Source organism: Glycomyces mayteni (genome assembly GCF_042428885.1).
Classification (GTDB): domain Bacteria; phylum Actinomycetota; class Actinomycetes; order Mycobacteriales; family Micromonosporaceae; genus Glycomyces; species Glycomyces mayteni.
Genome location: NZ_JBHMBP010000005.1, coordinates 124157 through 141273, shown reverse-complemented (window position 1 = coordinate 141273; position 17117 = coordinate 124157). Strand labels below are relative to the sequence as shown.

The following is a 17117-nucleotide window of genomic DNA, read 5'->3' as shown; positions in this document are numbered from 1 at the left end:
CGCGGGAAGGCGCGGCGGATCGTGGGACCGGCGCGGCGCGGGTGGACGGGCGGGGCCCTTGCGCCGGGATTTCCGTGCGATCGCCGGACACGGGACCCCGCGGGGGCCAGAATCGGGCCGAGACGCCGCCGCCGGCGGCGCAACGCAGGAAGGAAGGCGCCCATGAGCCAACTCATCGCCGTGGCCTACCCGGACGTCCCCACCGCTCAGACGGTCCTCGGCAAGCTCGCCGACATGCAGAAGCGCGAGCTCATCAAGCTCGCCGACGCGGTCGTGGTCGAGCGCCGCGAGGACGGCAAGGTCAAGCTGCACCAGTCGACGTCCCTGGTCGGCGTCTCCGCCGCGGGCGGGGCGCTGTGGGGCGGCCTCATCGGCCTGCTGTTCTTCGCCCCCCTGCTCGGGATGGCGGTCGGCGCGGCCGCGGGGGCCGCGGGCGGCGCGCTCACCGACATCGGCGTGGACGACTCGTTCATGAAGCAGCTCGGGACCGAGCTGGCGCCGGGGACGGCCGCGCTGGTCCTCCTGGTCGTCTCGGCGACCGAGGACAAGGTCGTGCAGGAGCTCGGCGGCCAGTACCAGGGCAAGCTGCTCCAGACGAACCTCTCCGCCGAGGAGGAGGAGCGGCTGCGCGAGACCATCGACGCGGTCCAGGCGCAGCGCGCCTGACATGATCGACCGAGCGGCGGGCGGCGGCTCCCAGCGCCGCCCGCCGTCCGTTTTCCCTGTTGAGAACTCCTCAAGGCCCGGTTCTGACTAGGCTCTCGGCATGCGCAGGGGGCCGACGGAGGGGGCGGACATGCAGGGCTACATGCGGTCCTACGTCGCGCCCGACACGGTGTGGGACCGGATCTACTCGGGCCACCCGGTCACGGCGGTCTTCATGCGGCTGTTGCCGCTCATCCTCCTGGGCGCGACGATGCCGCTGGCGTTCGTGGTCCCGGCCATGGCGCCGTTCGCGGACTACGCGCTCGTGTTCCTGCCCGCGTTCACCGCGCTGGTGAACGGGCCGATCGCGACCGCCGCGGCCACGCTCGCGGTGGTGGCGATCGTCAGCTGCGGCGGCGAGGCCCTCGGGGTCCTCCCCTATCCGCAGTCCGCCTGGAGCGACCTGCCGCCGATCATCGCCGTCGGGGTGCTGTGCACGGTCCTGGCGTGGGCGCGGAACCGGATCGTGGTGCGGCTGCTGGACATGACGCTGGTGGCCGAGACGGTGCAGGGCGCGATCCTCCCGGACCTGCCGCCGGTGATCGGCGGGGTGAAGGTCGGGGTGGCGTACCGGACGCACGACGGCAGTCCGGGCCTGGTCGGCGGGGACTTCTACGACGTGCAGGAGACGGACGCGGGGATCAGGGCGGTCGTGGGCGACGTCCAGGGGCACGGCCTGAACACGGTCCACCTGACGGAGGCGCTGCTGGGGACGTTCCGGGAGCGGGCGCTCGACGACCCGGACCTGGCGACGCTGACCGCACGCATGGAGCGGCGGGTGCGGCTGCACAACCGGGGGCTCGACGAGTGGGAGCAGTCGTTCGCGACGGCGGTGCTCATCGAGATCACGCCGCGGCGGGACACGATCCGGGTGGTGCTGTGCGGTCATCCGGCGCCGCTGCTGGTGCGGGGCACGGCCGAGCCGATCGCGGCGCGGCCGATGCCGCCGCTGGGGCTGACGGACTTCGGGTTGCAGCGCACGGTGGTCCGGGAGGCGGCGCTCATGCCCGGGGACGTGATCGTGGCGTTCACCGACGGGTTCATCGAGGGCCGCAACGCCGACGGGCAGACGTTCCCGCTCATCTCGATGCTCAACGCGCACATCGCCTCCGGCATCCGCGACCCCGACCGGCTGCACCGCAAGCTCAAGGCGGACTTCCAGGGCGGCGGGTACGTGCGCACCGACGACCTCACGGTCCTCATCATGCAGCTGCCGGGCTCGCAGGCGCGGTGAACGGCGACGGCGGCCCCGCGGGTGCGGGACCGCCGTCGAAGGCGCTGGGGCCGCGGCCTATTCGGCGGCGGGCTCGTGCGGGTCGCCGAAGTAGGTGCGCTCCCCCGGGACGTCGGGGATGCCCATCGGGACGTCGAGCACGACGGTCTCGCCGTTCGAGAATGTGAACGCGACCTCGACGCGGGTGCCCATGGTGACGTCCTCCTTCAAGCCTTCGAGGAGGAGGAACGAGCCGGTGGACGGGGCCAGGCGCGCGTAGTCGGAGGGCGCCAGCTCGACCGCGAACTCGCGCTCGCCGACCAGCTCCGCGACGGTCTCCTCGGCGCCGGGCGAGGCGTCCTCGCTCGGGGACGCGCCGGCGTCCTCGCCGGGCGTGGTCGCCTCCGCGGACGGGCTCTCCTCGGCGGAGGGGCTCTCCTCGGACGGGCTCTCTTCGGCAGGGCTCTCCTCGACCGCGACGACCTCGGTCGCGAGGGTGACGGCCTCGGCGACGGGGCTCGTGACGGCCACGAGGGTCACGGTCTCCTGGCCCTTGTTGGCCATCCAGACCCGCAGCGGCGCCTGGCCGCCCTCGCGGTAGTTCCCGGCGTCGCCGAAGTCGATCTGGACGTCGCGCAGGGCCACGTACCCCGCGTCCGCGTCCACCCCGGAAATGGCCGTCTGCATCTTGCTGGTCTCGGCGTGCTGGCCGGCGCCGCACCCGGTCAGGGCCAGCGCGAGGGCCGCGGCCCCGATCGCCGCGGCCGCCGCGCGGCGGCCCGCGCTCGCGTCTCGTCTCTCCACAAGCGCCACCGTACGGGCGGACGGGCGCCGGGCCCGGCAGCGACATACCGGCGGGCTGGGGCGTGTCCGGATTCTCCGGATACGCCCTGGGATCACGCGCCCCGGTTGCGGCCGACGGCGCGGTGGTCGAGGGCGGCGAGGACCCGGTCGATGAGGGCGGGGTCGTGGCCGGGCGAGGCCCGCATCTGGAGGAGCCGGGCCGTGGACGCGGAAATCATCTCGCCCTCGATGCGCTGCATGGCGTCGAAGCGCTCCACGAGCCGTTCGGTCTCGGGGTCCTCGCGGTCCTCGACGAGGGAGGCGATCTTCTCGGCGCGGCGGTCGTACCACTGCTCCATGCGGGCGGCGACCTCGTCGTCCACTTCGCCTTCGGCGCGCAGTTCGCGCAGCCGCCGGGTGGCGGCCTTCCCGGCCTCGACCATGATGTCGCGCACGGCCTCGGTCTCCTTGTCGGTGTCGGCCTTGACGCCGAGGAACGCGATGAGGCCGGGCAGGGTGAGGCCCTGGGCCAGGAGCGTCGCGATGACGACGACCACGGCGAGGAACTGGATCTGCTCGCGGCCGGGGAACGGGGCGCCGTCGGCGGTGGTCTCGGGGAGGGCCAGCGCGGTCACGATCGTGACGACGCCGCGCATCCCGGCCCAGGCGGTGACGACGGCGAGGCGCGGGTGCTCCCCCAGCTGCTTCCAGCCGACGCCCATGCGGCCCAGGACGATCGCGAGGCCGAGCCACAGGGCCCGGACGGCGATGACGGCGCCCGCGACGGCGAGGGCCTTCCACAGGAGCTCGTCGACGCCGTCGCCGACGGCCTGGATGATGTCGACCAGCTCCATGCCGACGATCGCGAACGTGAGGGCGTTCAGGGCGGTCTCCAGGACCTCCCACACCGAGCCCTGCACGAGGCGGCCCTCGAAGTCGTCGGGGTCGTTGGAGCGGGCCACGAGGTAGAACGCGGCGCAGATGACGGCGAGGACGCCGGAGGCCTTGACGCCGTCGGCGAGGAGGTAGGCGATGTAGGGGCCGGTGAGGCCGAGGGCGGTGACGACGCGGCTGTCGTCCACGAGGGACCCGAGCTTGACGAGGACCCAGCCGACGCCGATGCCGACCGCGACGGCGGCGACCGCGGAGTAGGCGAACAGGCCCGCGGACCAGGCCGCGGAGACCGAGCCGGTGACGACGCCGAGGACGGCGACGTTGTAGAGGGTCAGGGCGGTGACGTCGTTGAACAGGCCCTCGCCTTCGAGGATGGTGACGAGGCGGCGGGGCAGGCCGAGGCGGTCGGCGATGGCGCTGACGGCGGCGGCGTCGGGCGGGGCGCAGATCGCGCCGAGGACGATCGCGGCGGCGACCGGCAGGACGGGGCTGATCGCGGCGGCCACGAGGGCGACCGCGGCGGCGGTGACGAAGACGAGGACCACCGCGAGGAAGACGATGGGCCGCCAGTTCGCGGCGAAGTGGCGCCACGAGTACTTGCGGGCCGCGGCCCACAGCAGGGGCGGCAGGAGCACCGGGAGGAGGTGCTCGGGGTCGAGCTGCAGCGCGGGCATGCCGGGGACGAGGCCGAGGGCGAGCCCGTAGAGGCAGATGAGGACGGGCGCGGGGACGCGCATCCACTCGGCGGCGGCGGTCAGCAGCAGCCCGCCCACGGTGAGGGCGAACAGGATCGCCACCAGTTCCATCCGGCCTCCGGTTCGGTTGTGCCTGGAGCGATCTTAGGCCGCGGGGACGGCCGCCGATCCGGCATTTATGGGATGATTTGCCGCTATCGTTCGCCCTATGAGCACTGTCGACACCGCCGAGCGGCCCGCCGCGGCGGAGCCCGCGCCGCCGGTCCTGAGCAAGTCCCGCAGGAACCTCGTGTTCACCACGATCCTGCTCGGCATGCTCATGGCGGCGCTGGACCAGACCATCGTCTCGACGGCGCTGCCGACGATCGTCGCGGACCTGGGCGGCGCGGGGCACATGGCGTGGGTCGTCACGTCGTACCTGCTGGCGGAGGCGATCGCGTCCGCGGTGGTCGGCAAGTTCGGCGACATGTTCGGGCGCAAGGTGATCTTCCAGATCAGCGCGGTCGTGTTCGTCGGCGGCTCGGCGCTCGCCGGGTTCAGCGACGACATGGTGTTCCTCATCGTCGCCCGCGCCGTGCAGGGCCTGGGCGCCGGCGGACTCATGGTCACCGCCATGGCGCTCATCGCCGACGTGATCCCCTTGCGCGAGCGGGGGAAGTACCAGGGCGCGATGGGCGCGGTGTTCGGCGTGACCACAGTGCTCGGGCCGACCCTCGGCGGGCTGTTCACCGACCACCTGTCGTGGCGGTGGTGCTTCTACGTGAACGTGCCGATCGCGGTGGTCATGATCGCGATGGCCGCGGCCACGGTGCCGCGGGTGCGGTCGGCGGTGAAGCCGATCATCGACTACTGGGGGCTCATCTTCGTCGCGATCGGCACGTCGCTGCTCATCCTGGCGCTGGAGTGGGGCGGGGACGAGTACGCGTGGGGCTCGGCGACGATCATCGGGATGTTCGCGGGCGCCGTCGTCGCGCTCACGGTGTTCGTGTTCGTGGAGCGGCGGGCCGCCGAGCCGATCCTCCCCATGTGGCTGTTCGGGAACCCGGTGTTCACGGTGTGCTCGATCCTCAGCTTCATCGTCGGGTTCGCGATGCTCGGCGCGATGACGTTCCTGCCGACGTACCTCCAGTACGTGGACGGCGTCTCGGCCACGGTCTCGGGGTACCGGACGCTGCCGATGGTCGCGGGGATGCTGACGACCTCGATCCTCTCGGGCGCGTTCGTCAGCCGCACGGGGCGGTACAAGGTCTTCCCGATCCTCGGCACCGCGTTCATGGCCGTGGGCCTGTACCTGATGTCCACGATGGGCCCGGGCACGAGCATCTGGCTGGAGTCGGCGTACATGCTGGTCCTCGGCCTGGGCCTGGGCCTGGCGATGCAGGTGCTCACGATCGCCGTGCAGAACACCGTCCCGTACGCGCAGATGGGCGCCGCGACCTCGGGCGTGACGTTCTTCCGGACCGTCGGCTCCACGTTCGGCACCGCGATCTTCGGGACGATGTTCTCCAACCACCTGACGCCGCTGCTGGGGACCGCGTACGCCGAGTCGGGGATCGACCCGGCCGCGGCGGCCAGTCCCGGTGCGCTGCACGAGCTTCCCGACAACGTCATCGCGCCGGTCGTGCAGGCGTACGCCGACTCGATCAACTTCGTGTTCTTCTGGACCGTCCCGGTGGCGGTCCTCGGGTTCCTCGTGGCGTGGTTCCTCCAGGAGCGGCCGCTGCACGACGCGGCCCGGGGCCGCGCGGTCGACATGGGCGAGGGCTTCGCCGCCCCCGACCCGTCCCCGTCGGAGGAGCGGCTCGCCCGCATGGTCGCCGACGTGATGCGCCGGGAGCGGCGCACCGTCTACACCGAGGTGTACGAGTCCGCGTCCGGGGCGAGCGCGCTCGACCGGGCCGGGTCCTGGGCCCTGCGGCAGGTCTACATGCGCCAGACCGCCGGGTTCGAGGCGACGCTCCCGAAGATCGCCGCGGCCCACCGGCTCCCGCCGCAGGTGCTGCAACCGGTGTTCGTGCAGGCCGTGCGGGACGGGTTCCTCGCCGTGGACGCGGGGCGCCTGAGCCTGACGCCGCGCGGCCGCGCCGAGTTCGAGCTGTTCGTGGCCGCCTGGAAGCGCTGGCTCGACCGGCACCTGGACGACTGGAACCTGCGCGACCCGCAGGACCGCGAGGTCTTCAACCGGTCCGTCGCACACCTGGCGCGGGACATCGCCGAGCAGGAGTCGTTCCAGGAGGCCGACGACCGCCAGGCGAAGGCCGACGCGGGCGCCTAGGGCCGCTCCGCGGCCGTGAACGGGCGCGGCGGGCCGATGCCGGGGGGCGAGGTCAGGAAGGCCGGCGGGCCGGGCCCGGCGCGGGGACGATCCGGGTGCCGGGGGACGGCGCCGCGAACGGGCCGGGAACGGCCTCGCCGCGCGGGGCGCCGGCGAGGTCCGTGCCGAAGTCCAGATCGGACCCGTCGGGGTCGGTGTAGCCCGTCTCGGCCTGGTAGCTGATGCCGAGGCGCGCGGTCGTCACCGGGGCGACGGGGTCGAGGGCCCCGGACGCCTCGACGCGGATCGCGCCCGCCTCGGCGTCGTGGACCTCGATGCGCACCGGCGCGGCGCCGACGACGCGGGGCTCGGGTTCGGCGCGGAACGGCTCGGCCCCCTCCGCGTACAGGTTGCCCTCGGCCCGCACCGGCAGGCGCGGCCCGGCCAGCGGGCTGCCGTCCTCGTGCGGGTACTCCTGCGGCGTCGGGTACGCGTCGTACTGCGAGGTGCCCACCGGGGTCGGGGTGAAGGCCGCCTGGCCGGGCACGCCGTCGATGTCGATCGCGCCGTTCCAGAAGCTCGCGAGCACGGGCTCAGAACCAGGTTCGGCGGCTTCGGCCGCGGCGCCGTCGCCGACGAAGAGGTTGTTGTAGAACCGGTCGTCGCCGCCGAGGATGTTGGCGACGCCGTGGACGGCCGTGGAGTGCGGCAGGTGGTACGGGGTGTACCGCTGGTGCTCGGTGCAGTTCGCGATGCGGCCCGCGAAGTAGTTGTGCACGTAGGCGCCGCCGGTGGACATGTCCTTGACCGCCCACGGCGAGAGGAACGCGTTGGAGTCCACGAGGTACGGTCCGTGGCAGACCTCGACCATGAAGTCCTCGGCGGTGGAGGCGTAGCAGACGTTGCGCCGCACGAGCGTCCCTTGGGCCTGCCAGTCGAGCCACAGGGCCCGGTGCGTGTGGTGGACGGTGTTCCCGCTGATGACGGTGTCGATGGCGGCGTGCAGTTTGATGCCGGCCACTTCGGCGCCGTGCCACTGCCGCTTGACGTGGATGCGGGAGATGTGGTTGTCGGCGACAGTCGAGAACGCCGCGCCCAGGTGTCCGACGACACCGGCCTGCTCGCAGTCGCGGATCGTGTTGCGGCGCACCGTGTGGGAGCCGACGTGGTCCCGGTGCCACGGGTGCGGCTCGCCCGCGGCGGGTCCGCGCAGGGCGAGCGCGCGCTGGATCACTTCGCGTTCGCGCTGCGTGCCGCCCTTGTCGCCCCTGGTTCCCGCGGTCCACTCGTTCTGGCCGGTGCTCGCCTCCTTGCCGAGGGAGACGCCGACGTTCTTCGAGTCGGTGATCGTGTTGTCCTCGATCACCCACCCCTTGGACCAGTGCGGGCCGATGAGCCCTTCTTGCAGCGCGGTGGGCGGCGCCCACTGGGTCGCGGCCTTGGTCAACGTGAAGCCGCGCACGATGATGTGGTCGATTCCCGTTGCAGCGGGCCAGAAGACGAATTTGCGGGCGTTGATCTCGATCTCGTGCGCGGCCGGGTCGGCGCCGCCGAAGTTCGCCCAGATCGTCGTGGTGTCCTCGCCCGCCTCGCAGTGCCAGGTCAGCAGGGAGCCCGCCGGGTCGAAGGAGTCCGCGGTGGCCTCGGGGCGTTCGACGCCCGCGAGGGTCGGCGACTCGTACATGGACTTGCCGTCGAGGTACACCTCGCCGGTGTGCCAGGTGTTGACGCGGTCGAAGAACCAGTCCCCGCCGATGCGCTCGGTGTAGGGGTTGTGCTCCCCGAACAGCGTGTTCGGCACCGTCGCGGTCCAGACGTCCGCGGCGCCGGGCCAGGGCCGCCAGTCGGCGACCGGCTCGGCGCCGGAGATCACGACCGACTCGAACAGGCCGTCCGCGCCGACGGCGGCCCGGTACGTGATGGGCGCGTCGGCCGTGCCGCCGCGGGGCGGGTTGACCCACTCGCGGTACACGCCTTCGTGCACGACGACGGTGTCGCCGGGCCGCGCCAGGGCCGCGGCCGCGCCGATGCCGAGCAGGGGGTCCTCCGCGGTTCCGGCGGCGGTGTCGGATCCGGACTTCGCAACGTGCAGTTCCACGTGGCAAACCCTATCCTCCGGTGCGCGCCGCGCCGCACCGACGGCGGCGGCGCCGACGCGGACGGGGAACGCAGCCGCGGCCCGAATCAGTCCTCGTCGGGGACGAACAGGTACTTGGGGCCGAGGAGGGCCGCGATGATGGCGCCGGTCCCGGCCCAGGTGAGGTTCATGCCCGCCATCTCCATGCGGCTCTCGGTGGTCTGCAGGTGGATGTTGTGGGCGAGGACGACGGTGGGGCCGCGGTCGGCTTCGAGGGCCCGCACGTCGAGGAGGTTCCCGGCCATGAGGGCGTCGCGCACGCCCGAGAGGCGGCTCCAGCGCTCCGCTTCGGGGAGCGGCTCGGCGGCCTGGCGGTGGTAGCGCAGGAGCCCGGCCGCGGTGGCGGCGTTGACCCTCGCGCGGTGCCACGCCTCGGGCGAGGTGGCGGCGATCAGTGCGGGCGCACCGGTGTAGAGGGCGGCGTGCAGGTCGTCGGCGACGGCGCGGAGCCGCTGCGCCGCGGGCGTGCCGCCGGGCGAGGCGGCCGGGTCGGTGACGGCCTCCGTGCTGCTCCAGGTCTCGTCGGGGCCGGTGAGCGCGGCGATGTCGAGGTCGAGGCCGAGGTAGTCGCGCACGTGTTCGAGGTACGCGCGGGGGCTGGCGGCGGTGAATTCGAGGGGCGCATCCATGCCGTGGAACGCGACCCGGTCGCCGGGGGCCCGGTCCTCGTTCCACTCGCGGAGGCGGGAGACGAGGCGGCGGTTGACGGCGAACGCGCCGAACCCGTGCGTGAACCCCTCGCTCAAGGCGGTGTCGAGGGAGGCGGTGCGGCCCTGGACGTAGTCGTCCACGGCGAAGGCCGCGACCCGGTCGGACTCGAGCACGATCGAGCGGGCACCCTGCGCGACGAGGCCCAGGACGCGGTCGGCGCGGGCCTCCGCGTGCGGCGAGTCGCCGTGGGCGCGCTCGCCGAGGCCGATGACGTCGTGGGCTGCGGTGGTCTGGTCGGTCTGCATGCCTTGAAACGTATCGTTGAAAGAAGGGTTGAGACTTTGACCGGCTCTGAACTCGCGACGGTGGGGTAGAGTCTCAAACCGTGGTGGAACGACCCCGCTCCGAGCTGGACTCCCTCAGGCTGCGCCCCTCCGACCTGGCGCGCGAGCACGGTCTGACGGCCCAGGCCGTGCGCAACTACGAGCGCGACGGGTTCCTGCCGCCCGCCGAGCGCACCCGCAGCGGCTACCGGGTCTACACCGGGGTCCACGCGGCGGCGCTGCGCGCGTTCCTGGCGCTGGTGCGCGCGTACGGGCACGCGGTCGCCGGGGAGGCCATGCACGCCGTCCACAGTGGCCGTATCGACGAGGTGCTCATGGTGATCGACCGCGGGCACGAGCAGCTCCTGCGCGACCGGGCCACGCTCGACGCGGTCACGGCCTCGGTGGCGCGGCTGGCCGAGCCCGAGGCCCCGGAGCGGTTCGCGCCGTTCACGGTCGGCGAGCTGGGGTACCGGCTGCGGGTCACGCCCGCGACGCTGCGGAACTGGGAGCGGGCCGGCATCCTCTCCCCCGCGCGCGACCGCGTCACCGGGTACCGGCGGTTCGAGTGGGACGACGTGCGCGACGCCGAGCTGGCGCACCTGCTGCGGCGCGGCGGGTACCCGCTGGAGCACATCGCGTCGGTGGTACGGCAGGTGCGGACCGCGGGCGGCACCGCGGCCCTCGCGGAGTCCCTGGAGGACTGGCGGGGGCGGCTGACGCGGCGGGGGCTGGCGATGCTGGATGCGGCCGCGCGGCTCAGCGCGTACCTCGAACTGCGGTGAACGCCAAGCGGCCGCAGGCGTAGGGCCCGCGGCCGCTGCACGGTCACCGCCGGTGCATCGGTGGGCCGTCCATGCCGACGCTAACGGGCGCAGCGGGCCCCTTGAGGGGCTTTCGCGATGCGGCTGAGACGGGTTCACGACACTCGCGGGGCGTTCGCGGCGTGGTCGATGGCCTCCGCGACGGAGTCGGCGGTGTGCGTGGGCCGGTAGTCCGCAATGGTCCACTCGCGGCCGAGGCGGAGCCAGACGCTGGGGACGCCGAGGCGGTGGGCGCCGAGGATGTCGGCGTCGCCGCGGTCGCCGATCATCCACGCGTCGGCGAGCGAGCCGTCCACCGCGGCCGCCGCGGCGCGGAACGGCGCGGCCTCGGGCTTGTCGGCGCCCACGGCCCCGCTGATGGTCCACGCGTCCACGAGCTCGTCGAGCCCGGCGTTGCGGATCTTCCCGAACTGGCCCTCGACGGGCCCGTTGGTGACGATGACGACGCGGTGGCCCGCGGCGCGGGCGCGCGCGATCGCGTCGGCGGTCGCGGGCGCGAGCCGGGCGTTGTCGCGCGAGCCGCGGTAGAGGGCGTCGATGAGCTCGTCCTCGGTGAGGTCGAAGTCGAGGCGGTCGCGCATGGCCCTCGCGACGACCGGGCGGGGCGCGTAGCCGCGGTCGTCGATCGGCATGATCCACTCGGCGTGGTCGGCGGCGTGGCCGTGCGCGGCCAGGAGCGCGGTCAGCCCGGTGCGGAAGCCCGCGTCGCGGTCGATGAGGGTGTTGTCGAGGTCGATCATCAAGAGCGTCACGGCACCGAGGGTAACCGCCCCGGACCGGCGCGTCGAGCGTCGCGGATCGCGATGGCGGCGTTGATGAGCCCGATGTGGCTGAACGCCTGCGGGAAGTTCCCGAGCATCGATCCGGTGGCCGTGTCGACCTCCTCGGAGAGCAGGCCGAGGTCGTTCGCGCAGTCCGCGGCCAGCGCGAACGCGGCCTCGGCGCGGTCGGGGCGGCCGGTGAGGGCGAGGGCCTGGGCGAGCCAGAACGTGCACATGACGAAGGAGCCTTCGGCGCCGTCGAGGCCGTCGGTCCCGGTCTCGTAGCGGCGCAGGAGGCCCCGGGCGTCGCGCAGCCGCGCGTCGACGACGTCCACGGTGGATCGCAGGCGCTCGTCGTCGCCGGGGAGGAACCCGGAGGCGGGCATGGCGAGGACGGAGGCGTCGAGGTCGTCGTCGCCGAAGGCCGCGCAGAACGCGCCGACGCGGGGGTTCCAGCCGCGCGTCTCGATGGCCTCGCGCACGCGGTCGCGCTCGGCGGCCCAGTCGCGGGCGCGGTCGGCGGCGTCGAGCCGGTCGGCGAACTTCACGGCCCGGTCGAGGGCGGTCCAGCACATGAGTTTGGAGTAGACGTAGTGGCGCGGTTCGCCGCGGGACTCCCAGATGCCCTGGTCGGGCTGCTCCCACTGGTCGGCGGCGGCGTCGGCGATGCCGGTGAGGAACCGCCGGGCGGGCTCGTCGAGCCCTTGGAGGTGGCCGCGCAGATGCCATGCGGCGTCGAGGAGTTCGCCGTAGACGTCCAGTTGCGGCTGGAGCCACGCGGCGTTGCCGACGCGCACGGGCCTGGAGCCGCGCCAGCCCGCGAGGTGGCCGAGTTCGCGTTCGGAGAGGTCGTGCTCGCCGCCGATGCCGAACATGATCTGGAGGGGCTGCTCGGGCTGGTAGCGGGCGGCGGCGCGGGTCATGAACTCGAAGAACTCGACGGCCTCGCCGTGGCATCCGGCCTCGGCGAGGGCCTGCACGGTGAAGCTGGCGTCGCGCACCCACGAGTAGCGGTAGTCCCAGTTGCGGCCCGCGCCCACGGCTTCGGGCAGGGAGGTGGTGGGGGCGGCGACGATCGCGCCGGTGGGCTGGTAGCGGAGCGCTTCGAGGACGAGGACGGAGCGTTTGACGAGGGGCGCGAGGGGCCCGTCCCAGTCGGGGTGGGCGTCGTGCCAGTCCTGCCAGCCGATGAGCGTCTCGTCCATGGCGGCGGCGACGGCCTCGGGGGTCCACGCGGGCGGCGGGTCCTGCGCGAGGTCGGCGGTCTGGACGCAGAAGTGGAGCCGGTCCCCCGCGGTGAGGTGGAGGCGGGTGGTGGCCCCGGCGTCGCTGAAGTCGAGGTCGACGGGGCTGGTGAGGACGAAGCGGGCGGGGCCGCCGGTGGCGAGGACGCCGCCGGGGACGCGGGTGAAGATCGGGTTGACGAGCCCGTACTCGGGGCGAGGCCGGAACGCGAAGTCCGCGTCGAGTTCGCCTGCGGTGCATTCGATGACGCGGAGGGTGGCGATGGGCGCACGGGCGGCGAGGCGGATGCGCCCGGCCTCGGTGGCGGGCCCGAGCGCCAGCGCGTCGGTGAGGACGGCGGTCCCGGTGTCGGTGGTGAAGGTGGTGCGCAGGACGAACGTCTCGCCGGCGTAGGCGCGTTCGGTGCGGTAGGGGGCGGCGGGGGTGATGGACCAGTGGCCGGCGTCGGGGTCGAGGAGGCGGCCGAGGACGGCGGGGCTGTCGAAGCGGGGGCGGCAGAGCCAGTCGATGGAGCCGTCGGTCCCGACGAGGGCGCCGGTGTGGCGGTCGGAGATGAGGGCGTAGTCCTCGATGGGGCGTCCGCCCTCGGGTCGCGGGTCCGTCATGGTGCGCTCCTCTCCGCCTGGGCGGGAGCGTACTCCGGTTCGGGGTGCGACGTGGGGCGGTCCTCGATGCGCGACGGGCGGTCCTGTTTCCGCACCGGCCGGTGCGGGTGCGGGACGGGCGGGTTGCCGGAAGTGCACCGTTTCGGTCGATTGAGGAGCGCCGCAGGTGGACCGTCCCATGGGGACTGATCCGGCTCCCGGCGCGGGGCCGGGAGCCGGGGCGGCGTCAGGAGCGGCCGTACTGGGCGGGCTTGTAGGCCTCGTCGCCGAGTTCGGCGGCGGCGCGGCGGGCCCAGTAGGGCTCGCGGAGCATCTCGCGGCCGATGAAGACGGCGTCGGCCTCGCCGTCGGCGAGGATCTTCTCCGCTTGGCGGGCTTCGGTGATGAGGCCGACCGCGCCGGTCGGCAGGCCGGTCTCGCGGCGCACGCGGGCGGCGAACGGGACCTGGTAGCCGGGGCTCGACGGGATGTCGGCGCGGGGGACGGAGCCGCCGCTGGAGACGTCGAGGAGGTCGATGCCGTGCTCGCGGAGGACGGCGGCGAGGCGGACGGTCTCGTCGGCGGTCCAGCCCTCGGGCTCGATCCAGTCGGTGGCGGAGACGCGGAAGAACACGGGGACGGCCTCGCCGACGACGGCGCGGACGGCGTCGGCGATCCGCACGGGCAGGCGGGTGCGGTTCTCGAAGGACCCGCCGTACTCGTCGTCGCGGCGGTTGGAGACGGGCGAGAGGAACTCGTGGAGGAGGTAGCCGTGGGCGCCGTGGATCTCGACGACCTCGTACCCGGCGTCGAGGGCGCGCTGCGCGGCGGCGGCGAACGCGTCCACGATCCCCTCGACCTCGTCGCGGGTGAGGGCGTGCGGGACGGGCCGGGACTCGCTGAAGGCGACGGCGCTGGGGGCGACGGGGGTCCAGCCGCCTTCGTCGGCGGCGAGGGCGCGGCCGCCGTTGAACTCCAGGTCGGAGGTGGCCTTGCGTCCGGCGTGGGCGAGCTGGATGCCGGGGACGGTGCCGTGGGCGCGCATGAGGTCGGTGAGGCGGCGGTGGGCGCTTACCTGGTCGTCGTTCCAGATGCCGAGGTCGCCGATGCTGATGCGGCCCTCGGCGGTGACGGCGGTGGCCTCGACGAGGATGAGCCCGGTGCCGCCGACGGCGCGGGAGCCGTAGTGCTGGACGTGCCAGTCGTTGGGCGCTCCGGTGGCCGGGCCGCTCGTGTCGGCGCTGTACTGGCACATCGGGGCCATCCAGGCGCGGTTGGGGAACTCGGTCCCACGGATGTGGAGCGGCGTGAACAGGTTGCTGGTCATGGTTCCTTCAAGGTGAGTGGCGGTCCGGGGGGCGGGGCCGCCGGTGCGGGCGGCCCCAAGGGTACGTCTATCCGATGAGTTTCAGCAGCTCGTCGGCCGCGGCGCGGGACGACTGCGGGTTCTGGCCGGTGACGACGGTCCGGTCGACCTCGACGTGGGGGGCGAACGGCTCGCCGGCCTGGAAGTTGAAGCCCGCGGCTTCGAGGCGGGTCTGGAGGAGCCACGGGGCCTTGTCGCCGAAGGCGCCGAGGTGCTCCTCGCGGTCGGTGAACCCGGTGATGCGGTGGGCGGCGAACGGGTTGACGCCGTCGGGTCCGGCGGCGGGCAGGAGCGCGGCGAGGCCGTGGCAGACGAGGCCGACGGGCTTGCCGGAGGCGAGGGCGTCGGCCAGGAGCGCCCCGGCGTGCGGGTCGCCGGAGAGGTCCTCCATGGGGCCGTGGCCGCCGGGGACGTAGAGGGCGTCGAAGCCGGTGAGGTCGATCGCGGCGAGGTCGAGGGGCGCGGCGAACTCGGGCGCGGCGGCGACGGCCTCGCGGAAGCGGGCGGGGGCCTCGTCGCCTCCGGCGAGTGCGGGGTCGAGGCTGACCGGGTCGGCGGGCGGGACGACGCCGCCGGGCGTGGCGACGGTGACGGCGTGCCCGGCGTCCTTGAACGCCTGGAGCGGGACGACGGCCTCTTCGGCCCAGTAGCCGGTGGTGTGCTTCGTGCCGTCGTTCAGCGTCCACTCGTTCGCGCCGGTCATGATGAACAGGATCTTCGCCATGGTGGTTCCCCCTTTTGGTGCCTGGTGCGGTTACTCGTCGAAGCTCGCGAAGTAGGTCGCGGCCATGTCCTCGTCGCCGTGGCCCTGCGCGGAGGCGCGGCGGAAGCGCTCGGCCCCGGCCTCGGCGAGGTCGAGGCGGACGCCGCCCGCTTCGGCGGCGGCGATGATGAGGCGGGTGTCCTTGAGGGCGGTGTCGAGGCCGAAGCTGGCCTGGTCGGTGCTGCCGTCGAGGATGAGCGCGCCCTTGGCGTGGGCGTACCCGGCGTCGAGCGGGCCGCCCTGGATGAGGTCGTAGAAGCCCTGGGGGTCGACGCCGAGGCCCTTGGCGAGGGCGAGGACCTCGCCGATGCCGTGGGTGAGGACGAGGACCCAGCTGTTGGCGACGAGCTTGAGGCGGGAGGCGCTGGCGTCCGCGCCGTCGGGGCCGGTCCACACGGTCTTGGCGCCGACGGCGTCGAAGACGGCGTTCGCGACCGGGTCGTCGGCGGGCCCGGCGGCGAGGACGGTGAGCTGCCCGGCCTCGGCGGGGGCCCTGGTGCCGAGGACGGGGGCGTCGAAGTACACGAGGCCGTGCTCAGCGGCGAGGGCCGCGAGCGCGGCGGCGCCGTCGAGGCCCGCGGTGGTGGACTGGATCCAGCGGACGCCGGGCCGCAGGGCGGGCGCGGCCTGTGCCACGACCTCCTGGACGGCGGGGCCGTCGTAGAGCATGGTGAGGATCGCGTCGGCGTCCGCGACGGCTTCGGCGGGCGTGCCCGCGACGGCGATCCCGTCGGCGGCGAGGGGCGCGGCCTTGTCGCCGCTGCGGTTCCACGCGGTCACGCGGTGCCCGGCGCGGGCGAGGTTGCGGGCCATGGCGGCCCCCATGATGCCGGTGCCGAGCACGGCGATGTGGAGCGGTTCGCTCATCGGTTCTCCTTCGGTTCGCGGCGTCGAGTCTGCCGAACTCCGGGGCCGCGGGTGCCCCGTTCCGCCGCCAACGATACTTGCAGACGCGGGCTATTGCAAGCGATGGTATTCGCCGCGCCGGGGATACCGCCGTACGCTAGGATGGGTCGACCGACCCCGACCCCGAGGGAGGAGCACCGTGACCGCTGCCCCGGAGACCATGACCGCACTCGCGCAGCACTGGTGCGCCCTGTCGGTCCTGCACGAGCGCATCGCCGACCGCATCGGGCGGCGGCTCGAAGCCGACCACGGCCTGAGCGTGCGCGAGCTCTCGCTGCTCACCGTCCTCGACCGGCAGGCCGAGGGCAGGCACCTCCAGATGCGGCAGGTCGCCGACGCGATCGTGCTGAGCCAGAGCGCGACCACGCGCCTGGTGACGCGCATGGAGGACCGCGGGCTCCTCGCCCGCACCATCTGCAAGGACGACCGGCGCGGGATCTACACCGACGTCACGGCCGAGGGCCGCGCGCTCCTGGCCGCGGCGGCGCCGACCCACGACGCGGCGCTGCGCGAGGCGCTCGACGAGGCCCGCGGGAACCCGGACTTCAAGCCGCTCGTGGAGGCGCTGGAGCGGCTCGGCTGACCGCCGATCGCGAAGTCAGGACTTCCAGAACTTGGCGGCGATGCGGGCGAGGGCGTCGCGCTGGGGGCGGCTGAGGCCCTTCTCGTGCTTGTGGTTGAGGTAGAGCCCGGGCGGCTCGGAGTCGATGCGGAAGACGTTGCCGATCCACGAGACCGGGCGGCCGCCGTCGAGCTCCCACAGCTGCACGATGCGCTCGCCGGGGGTGATCGTCATTCTGATGTGGAGTTCGAGGAACTCGATCTCCTCAGTGCGGAGCCAGCCCACGGTCTCGGGATCGGGATACCCGCTGGGCATCGGGTGCTCAGGTCCGCTCATTCCGGGCCCGCCATTCCATGCATTGATGACAATCCGGTCTCCATCATCGCAGACCACGGTATGCACGCAACTGCCGCACAGAGTGACACCGGGTCTCCAATGCCCAGGATAGTAG

Annotated in this window: 15 protein-coding genes; 5 read left to right on the top strand and 10 right to left on the bottom strand. The window is 73.4% G+C overall.

The window, feature by feature from the left end; translation table 11 throughout:
• Positions 1-162 precede the first annotated feature (162 nt).
• Positions 163-666 (top strand): DUF1269 domain-containing protein, encoded by a 504-nt coding sequence (locus tag ACFFXY_RS22235; protein ID WP_106365980.1) that lies wholly within the window; start codon positions 163-165, stop codon positions 664-666.
• Positions 667-766: 100 nt separating this feature from the next.
• Positions 767-1939 (top strand): PP2C family protein-serine/threonine phosphatase, encoded by a 1173-nt coding sequence (locus ACFFXY_RS22230; protein WP_382355898.1) that lies wholly within the window; start codon positions 767-769, stop codon positions 1937-1939.
• Positions 1940-1996: 57 nt separating this feature from the next.
• Here ACFFXY_RS22230 and ACFFXY_RS22225 read toward each other — a convergent pair whose 3' ends face one another.
• Entirely contained in the window at positions 1997-2722 is a 726-nt protein-coding gene (locus ACFFXY_RS22225; protein WP_382355896.1) for a hypothetical protein, read from the bottom strand.
• Between the two features lie 92 nt (positions 2723-2814).
• The gene (locus ACFFXY_RS22220) at positions 2815-4401 is read right to left on the bottom strand and encodes a cation:proton antiporter (protein ID WP_382355893.1); all 1587 of its coding nucleotides are present in this window, start codon (positions 4399-4401) and stop codon (positions 2815-2817) included.
• Between the two features lie 97 nt (positions 4402-4498).
• Here ACFFXY_RS22220 and ACFFXY_RS22215 point away from each other — a divergent pair, with 97 nt between their 5' ends.
• A complete protein-coding gene (locus tag ACFFXY_RS22215) occupies positions 4499-6565 on the top strand; it encodes an MDR family MFS transporter (protein ID WP_382355890.1) in 2067 nt (688 codons plus the stop codon).
• A gap of 52 nt (positions 6566-6617) precedes the next feature.
• Here ACFFXY_RS22215 and ACFFXY_RS22210 read toward each other — a convergent pair whose 3' ends face one another.
• Positions 6618-8642, bottom strand: a complete 2025-nt coding sequence (locus ACFFXY_RS22210) for a hypothetical protein (protein ID WP_382355887.1) — start codon at positions 8640-8642, stop codon at positions 6618-6620.
• 86 nt (positions 8643-8728) lie between these two features.
• Complete coding sequence (locus tag ACFFXY_RS22205; RefSeq protein WP_382355884.1) at positions 8729-9637, bottom strand: erythromycin esterase family protein; 909 nt, start codon at positions 9635-9637, stop codon at positions 8729-8731.
• Between the two features lie 80 nt (positions 9638-9717).
• On the opposite strand from ACFFXY_RS22205, the gene ACFFXY_RS22200 reads away from it, so the two are divergent.
• Positions 9718-10440, top strand: a complete 723-nt coding sequence (locus ACFFXY_RS22200) for a TioE family transcriptional regulator (protein WP_382355881.1) — start codon at positions 9718-9720, stop codon at positions 10438-10440.
• 134 nt (positions 10441-10574) lie between these two features.
• Here the strand turns inward: ACFFXY_RS22200 and ACFFXY_RS22195 are convergent, their stop codons facing one another.
• The 5 genes from ACFFXY_RS22195 to ACFFXY_RS22175 form a co-directional block, all read right to left on the bottom strand.
• Positions 10575-11231: an HAD family hydrolase gene (locus ACFFXY_RS22195; protein WP_382355878.1), complete on the bottom strand. Its 657-nt coding sequence runs from the start codon at positions 11229-11231 to the stop codon at positions 10575-10577.
• The gene (locus tag ACFFXY_RS22190) at positions 11228-13090 is read right to left on the bottom strand and encodes a glycoside hydrolase family 15 protein (RefSeq protein ID WP_382355875.1); all 1863 of its coding nucleotides are present in this window, start codon (positions 13088-13090) and stop codon (positions 11228-11230) included. Before ACFFXY_RS22190 ends, ACFFXY_RS22195 begins: the two co-directional genes overlap by 4 nt.
• A gap of 226 nt (positions 13091-13316) precedes the next feature.
• Entirely contained in the window at positions 13317-14396 is a 1080-nt protein-coding gene (locus ACFFXY_RS22185) for an NADH:flavin oxidoreductase/NADH oxidase (RefSeq protein WP_382355872.1), read from the bottom strand.
• Between the two features lie 67 nt (positions 14397-14463).
• Positions 14464-15159 (bottom strand): type 1 glutamine amidotransferase domain-containing protein, encoded by a 696-nt coding sequence (locus ACFFXY_RS22180; RefSeq protein WP_382355870.1) that lies wholly within the window; start codon positions 15157-15159, stop codon positions 14464-14466.
• A gap of 30 nt (positions 15160-15189) precedes the next feature.
• Positions 15190-16065: an NAD(P)-dependent oxidoreductase gene (locus tag ACFFXY_RS22175; protein WP_382355867.1), complete on the bottom strand. Its 876-nt coding sequence runs from the start codon at positions 16063-16065 to the stop codon at positions 15190-15192.
• Between the two features lie 178 nt (positions 16066-16243).
• On the opposite strand from ACFFXY_RS22175, the gene ACFFXY_RS22170 reads away from it, so the two are divergent.
• The gene (locus tag ACFFXY_RS22170) at positions 16244-16687 is read left to right on the top strand and encodes a MarR family winged helix-turn-helix transcriptional regulator (RefSeq protein ID WP_382355864.1); all 444 of its coding nucleotides are present in this window, start codon (positions 16244-16246) and stop codon (positions 16685-16687) included.
• Positions 16688-16702: 15 nt separating this feature from the next.
• Here the strand turns inward: ACFFXY_RS22170 and ACFFXY_RS22165 are convergent, their stop codons facing one another.
• On the bottom strand, positions 16703-17002 hold the full coding sequence (locus ACFFXY_RS22165; protein WP_382355861.1) for a hypothetical protein: 300 nt from the start codon (positions 17000-17002) through the stop codon (positions 16703-16705).
• Positions 17003-17117 lie beyond the last annotated feature (115 nt).

Excerpts from the sequence above, each read along its gene's own strand:
- ACFFXY_RS22235 (WP_106365980.1), top strand. The coding sequence starts at position 163 with ATGAGCCAACTCATCGCCGTGGCCTACCCGGACGTCCCCACCGCTCAG.
- ACFFXY_RS22230 (WP_382355898.1), top strand. The coding sequence starts at position 767 with ATGCGCAGGGGGCCGACGGAGGGGGCGGACATGCAGGGCTACATGCGG.
- ACFFXY_RS22220 (WP_382355893.1), bottom strand. The coding sequence starts at position 4,401 with ATGGAACTGGTGGCGATCCTGTTCGCCCTCACCGTGGGCGGGCTGCTG.
- ACFFXY_RS22215 (WP_382355890.1), top strand. The coding sequence starts at position 4,499 with ATGAGCACTGTCGACACCGCCGAGCGGCCCGCCGCGGCGGAGCCCGCG.
- ACFFXY_RS22205 (WP_382355884.1), bottom strand. The coding sequence starts at position 9,637 with ATGCAGACCGACCAGACCACCGCAGCCCACGACGTCATCGGCCTCGGC.
- ACFFXY_RS22190 (WP_382355875.1), bottom strand. The coding sequence starts at position 13,090 with ATGACGGACCCGCGACCCGAGGGCGGACGCCCCATCGAGGACTACGCC.
- ACFFXY_RS22185 (WP_382355872.1), bottom strand. The coding sequence starts at position 14,396 with ATGACCAGCAACCTGTTCACGCCGCTCCACATCCGTGGGACCGAGTTC.
- ACFFXY_RS22180 (WP_382355870.1), bottom strand. The coding sequence starts at position 15,159 with ATGGCGAAGATCCTGTTCATCATGACCGGCGCGAACGAGTGGACGCTG.
- ACFFXY_RS22175 (WP_382355867.1), bottom strand. The coding sequence starts at position 16,065 with ATGAGCGAACCGCTCCACATCGCCGTGCTCGGCACCGGCATCATGGGG.
- ACFFXY_RS22165 (WP_382355861.1), bottom strand. The coding sequence starts at position 17,002 with ATGAGCGGACCTGAGCACCCGATGCCCAGCGGGTATCCCGATCCCGAG.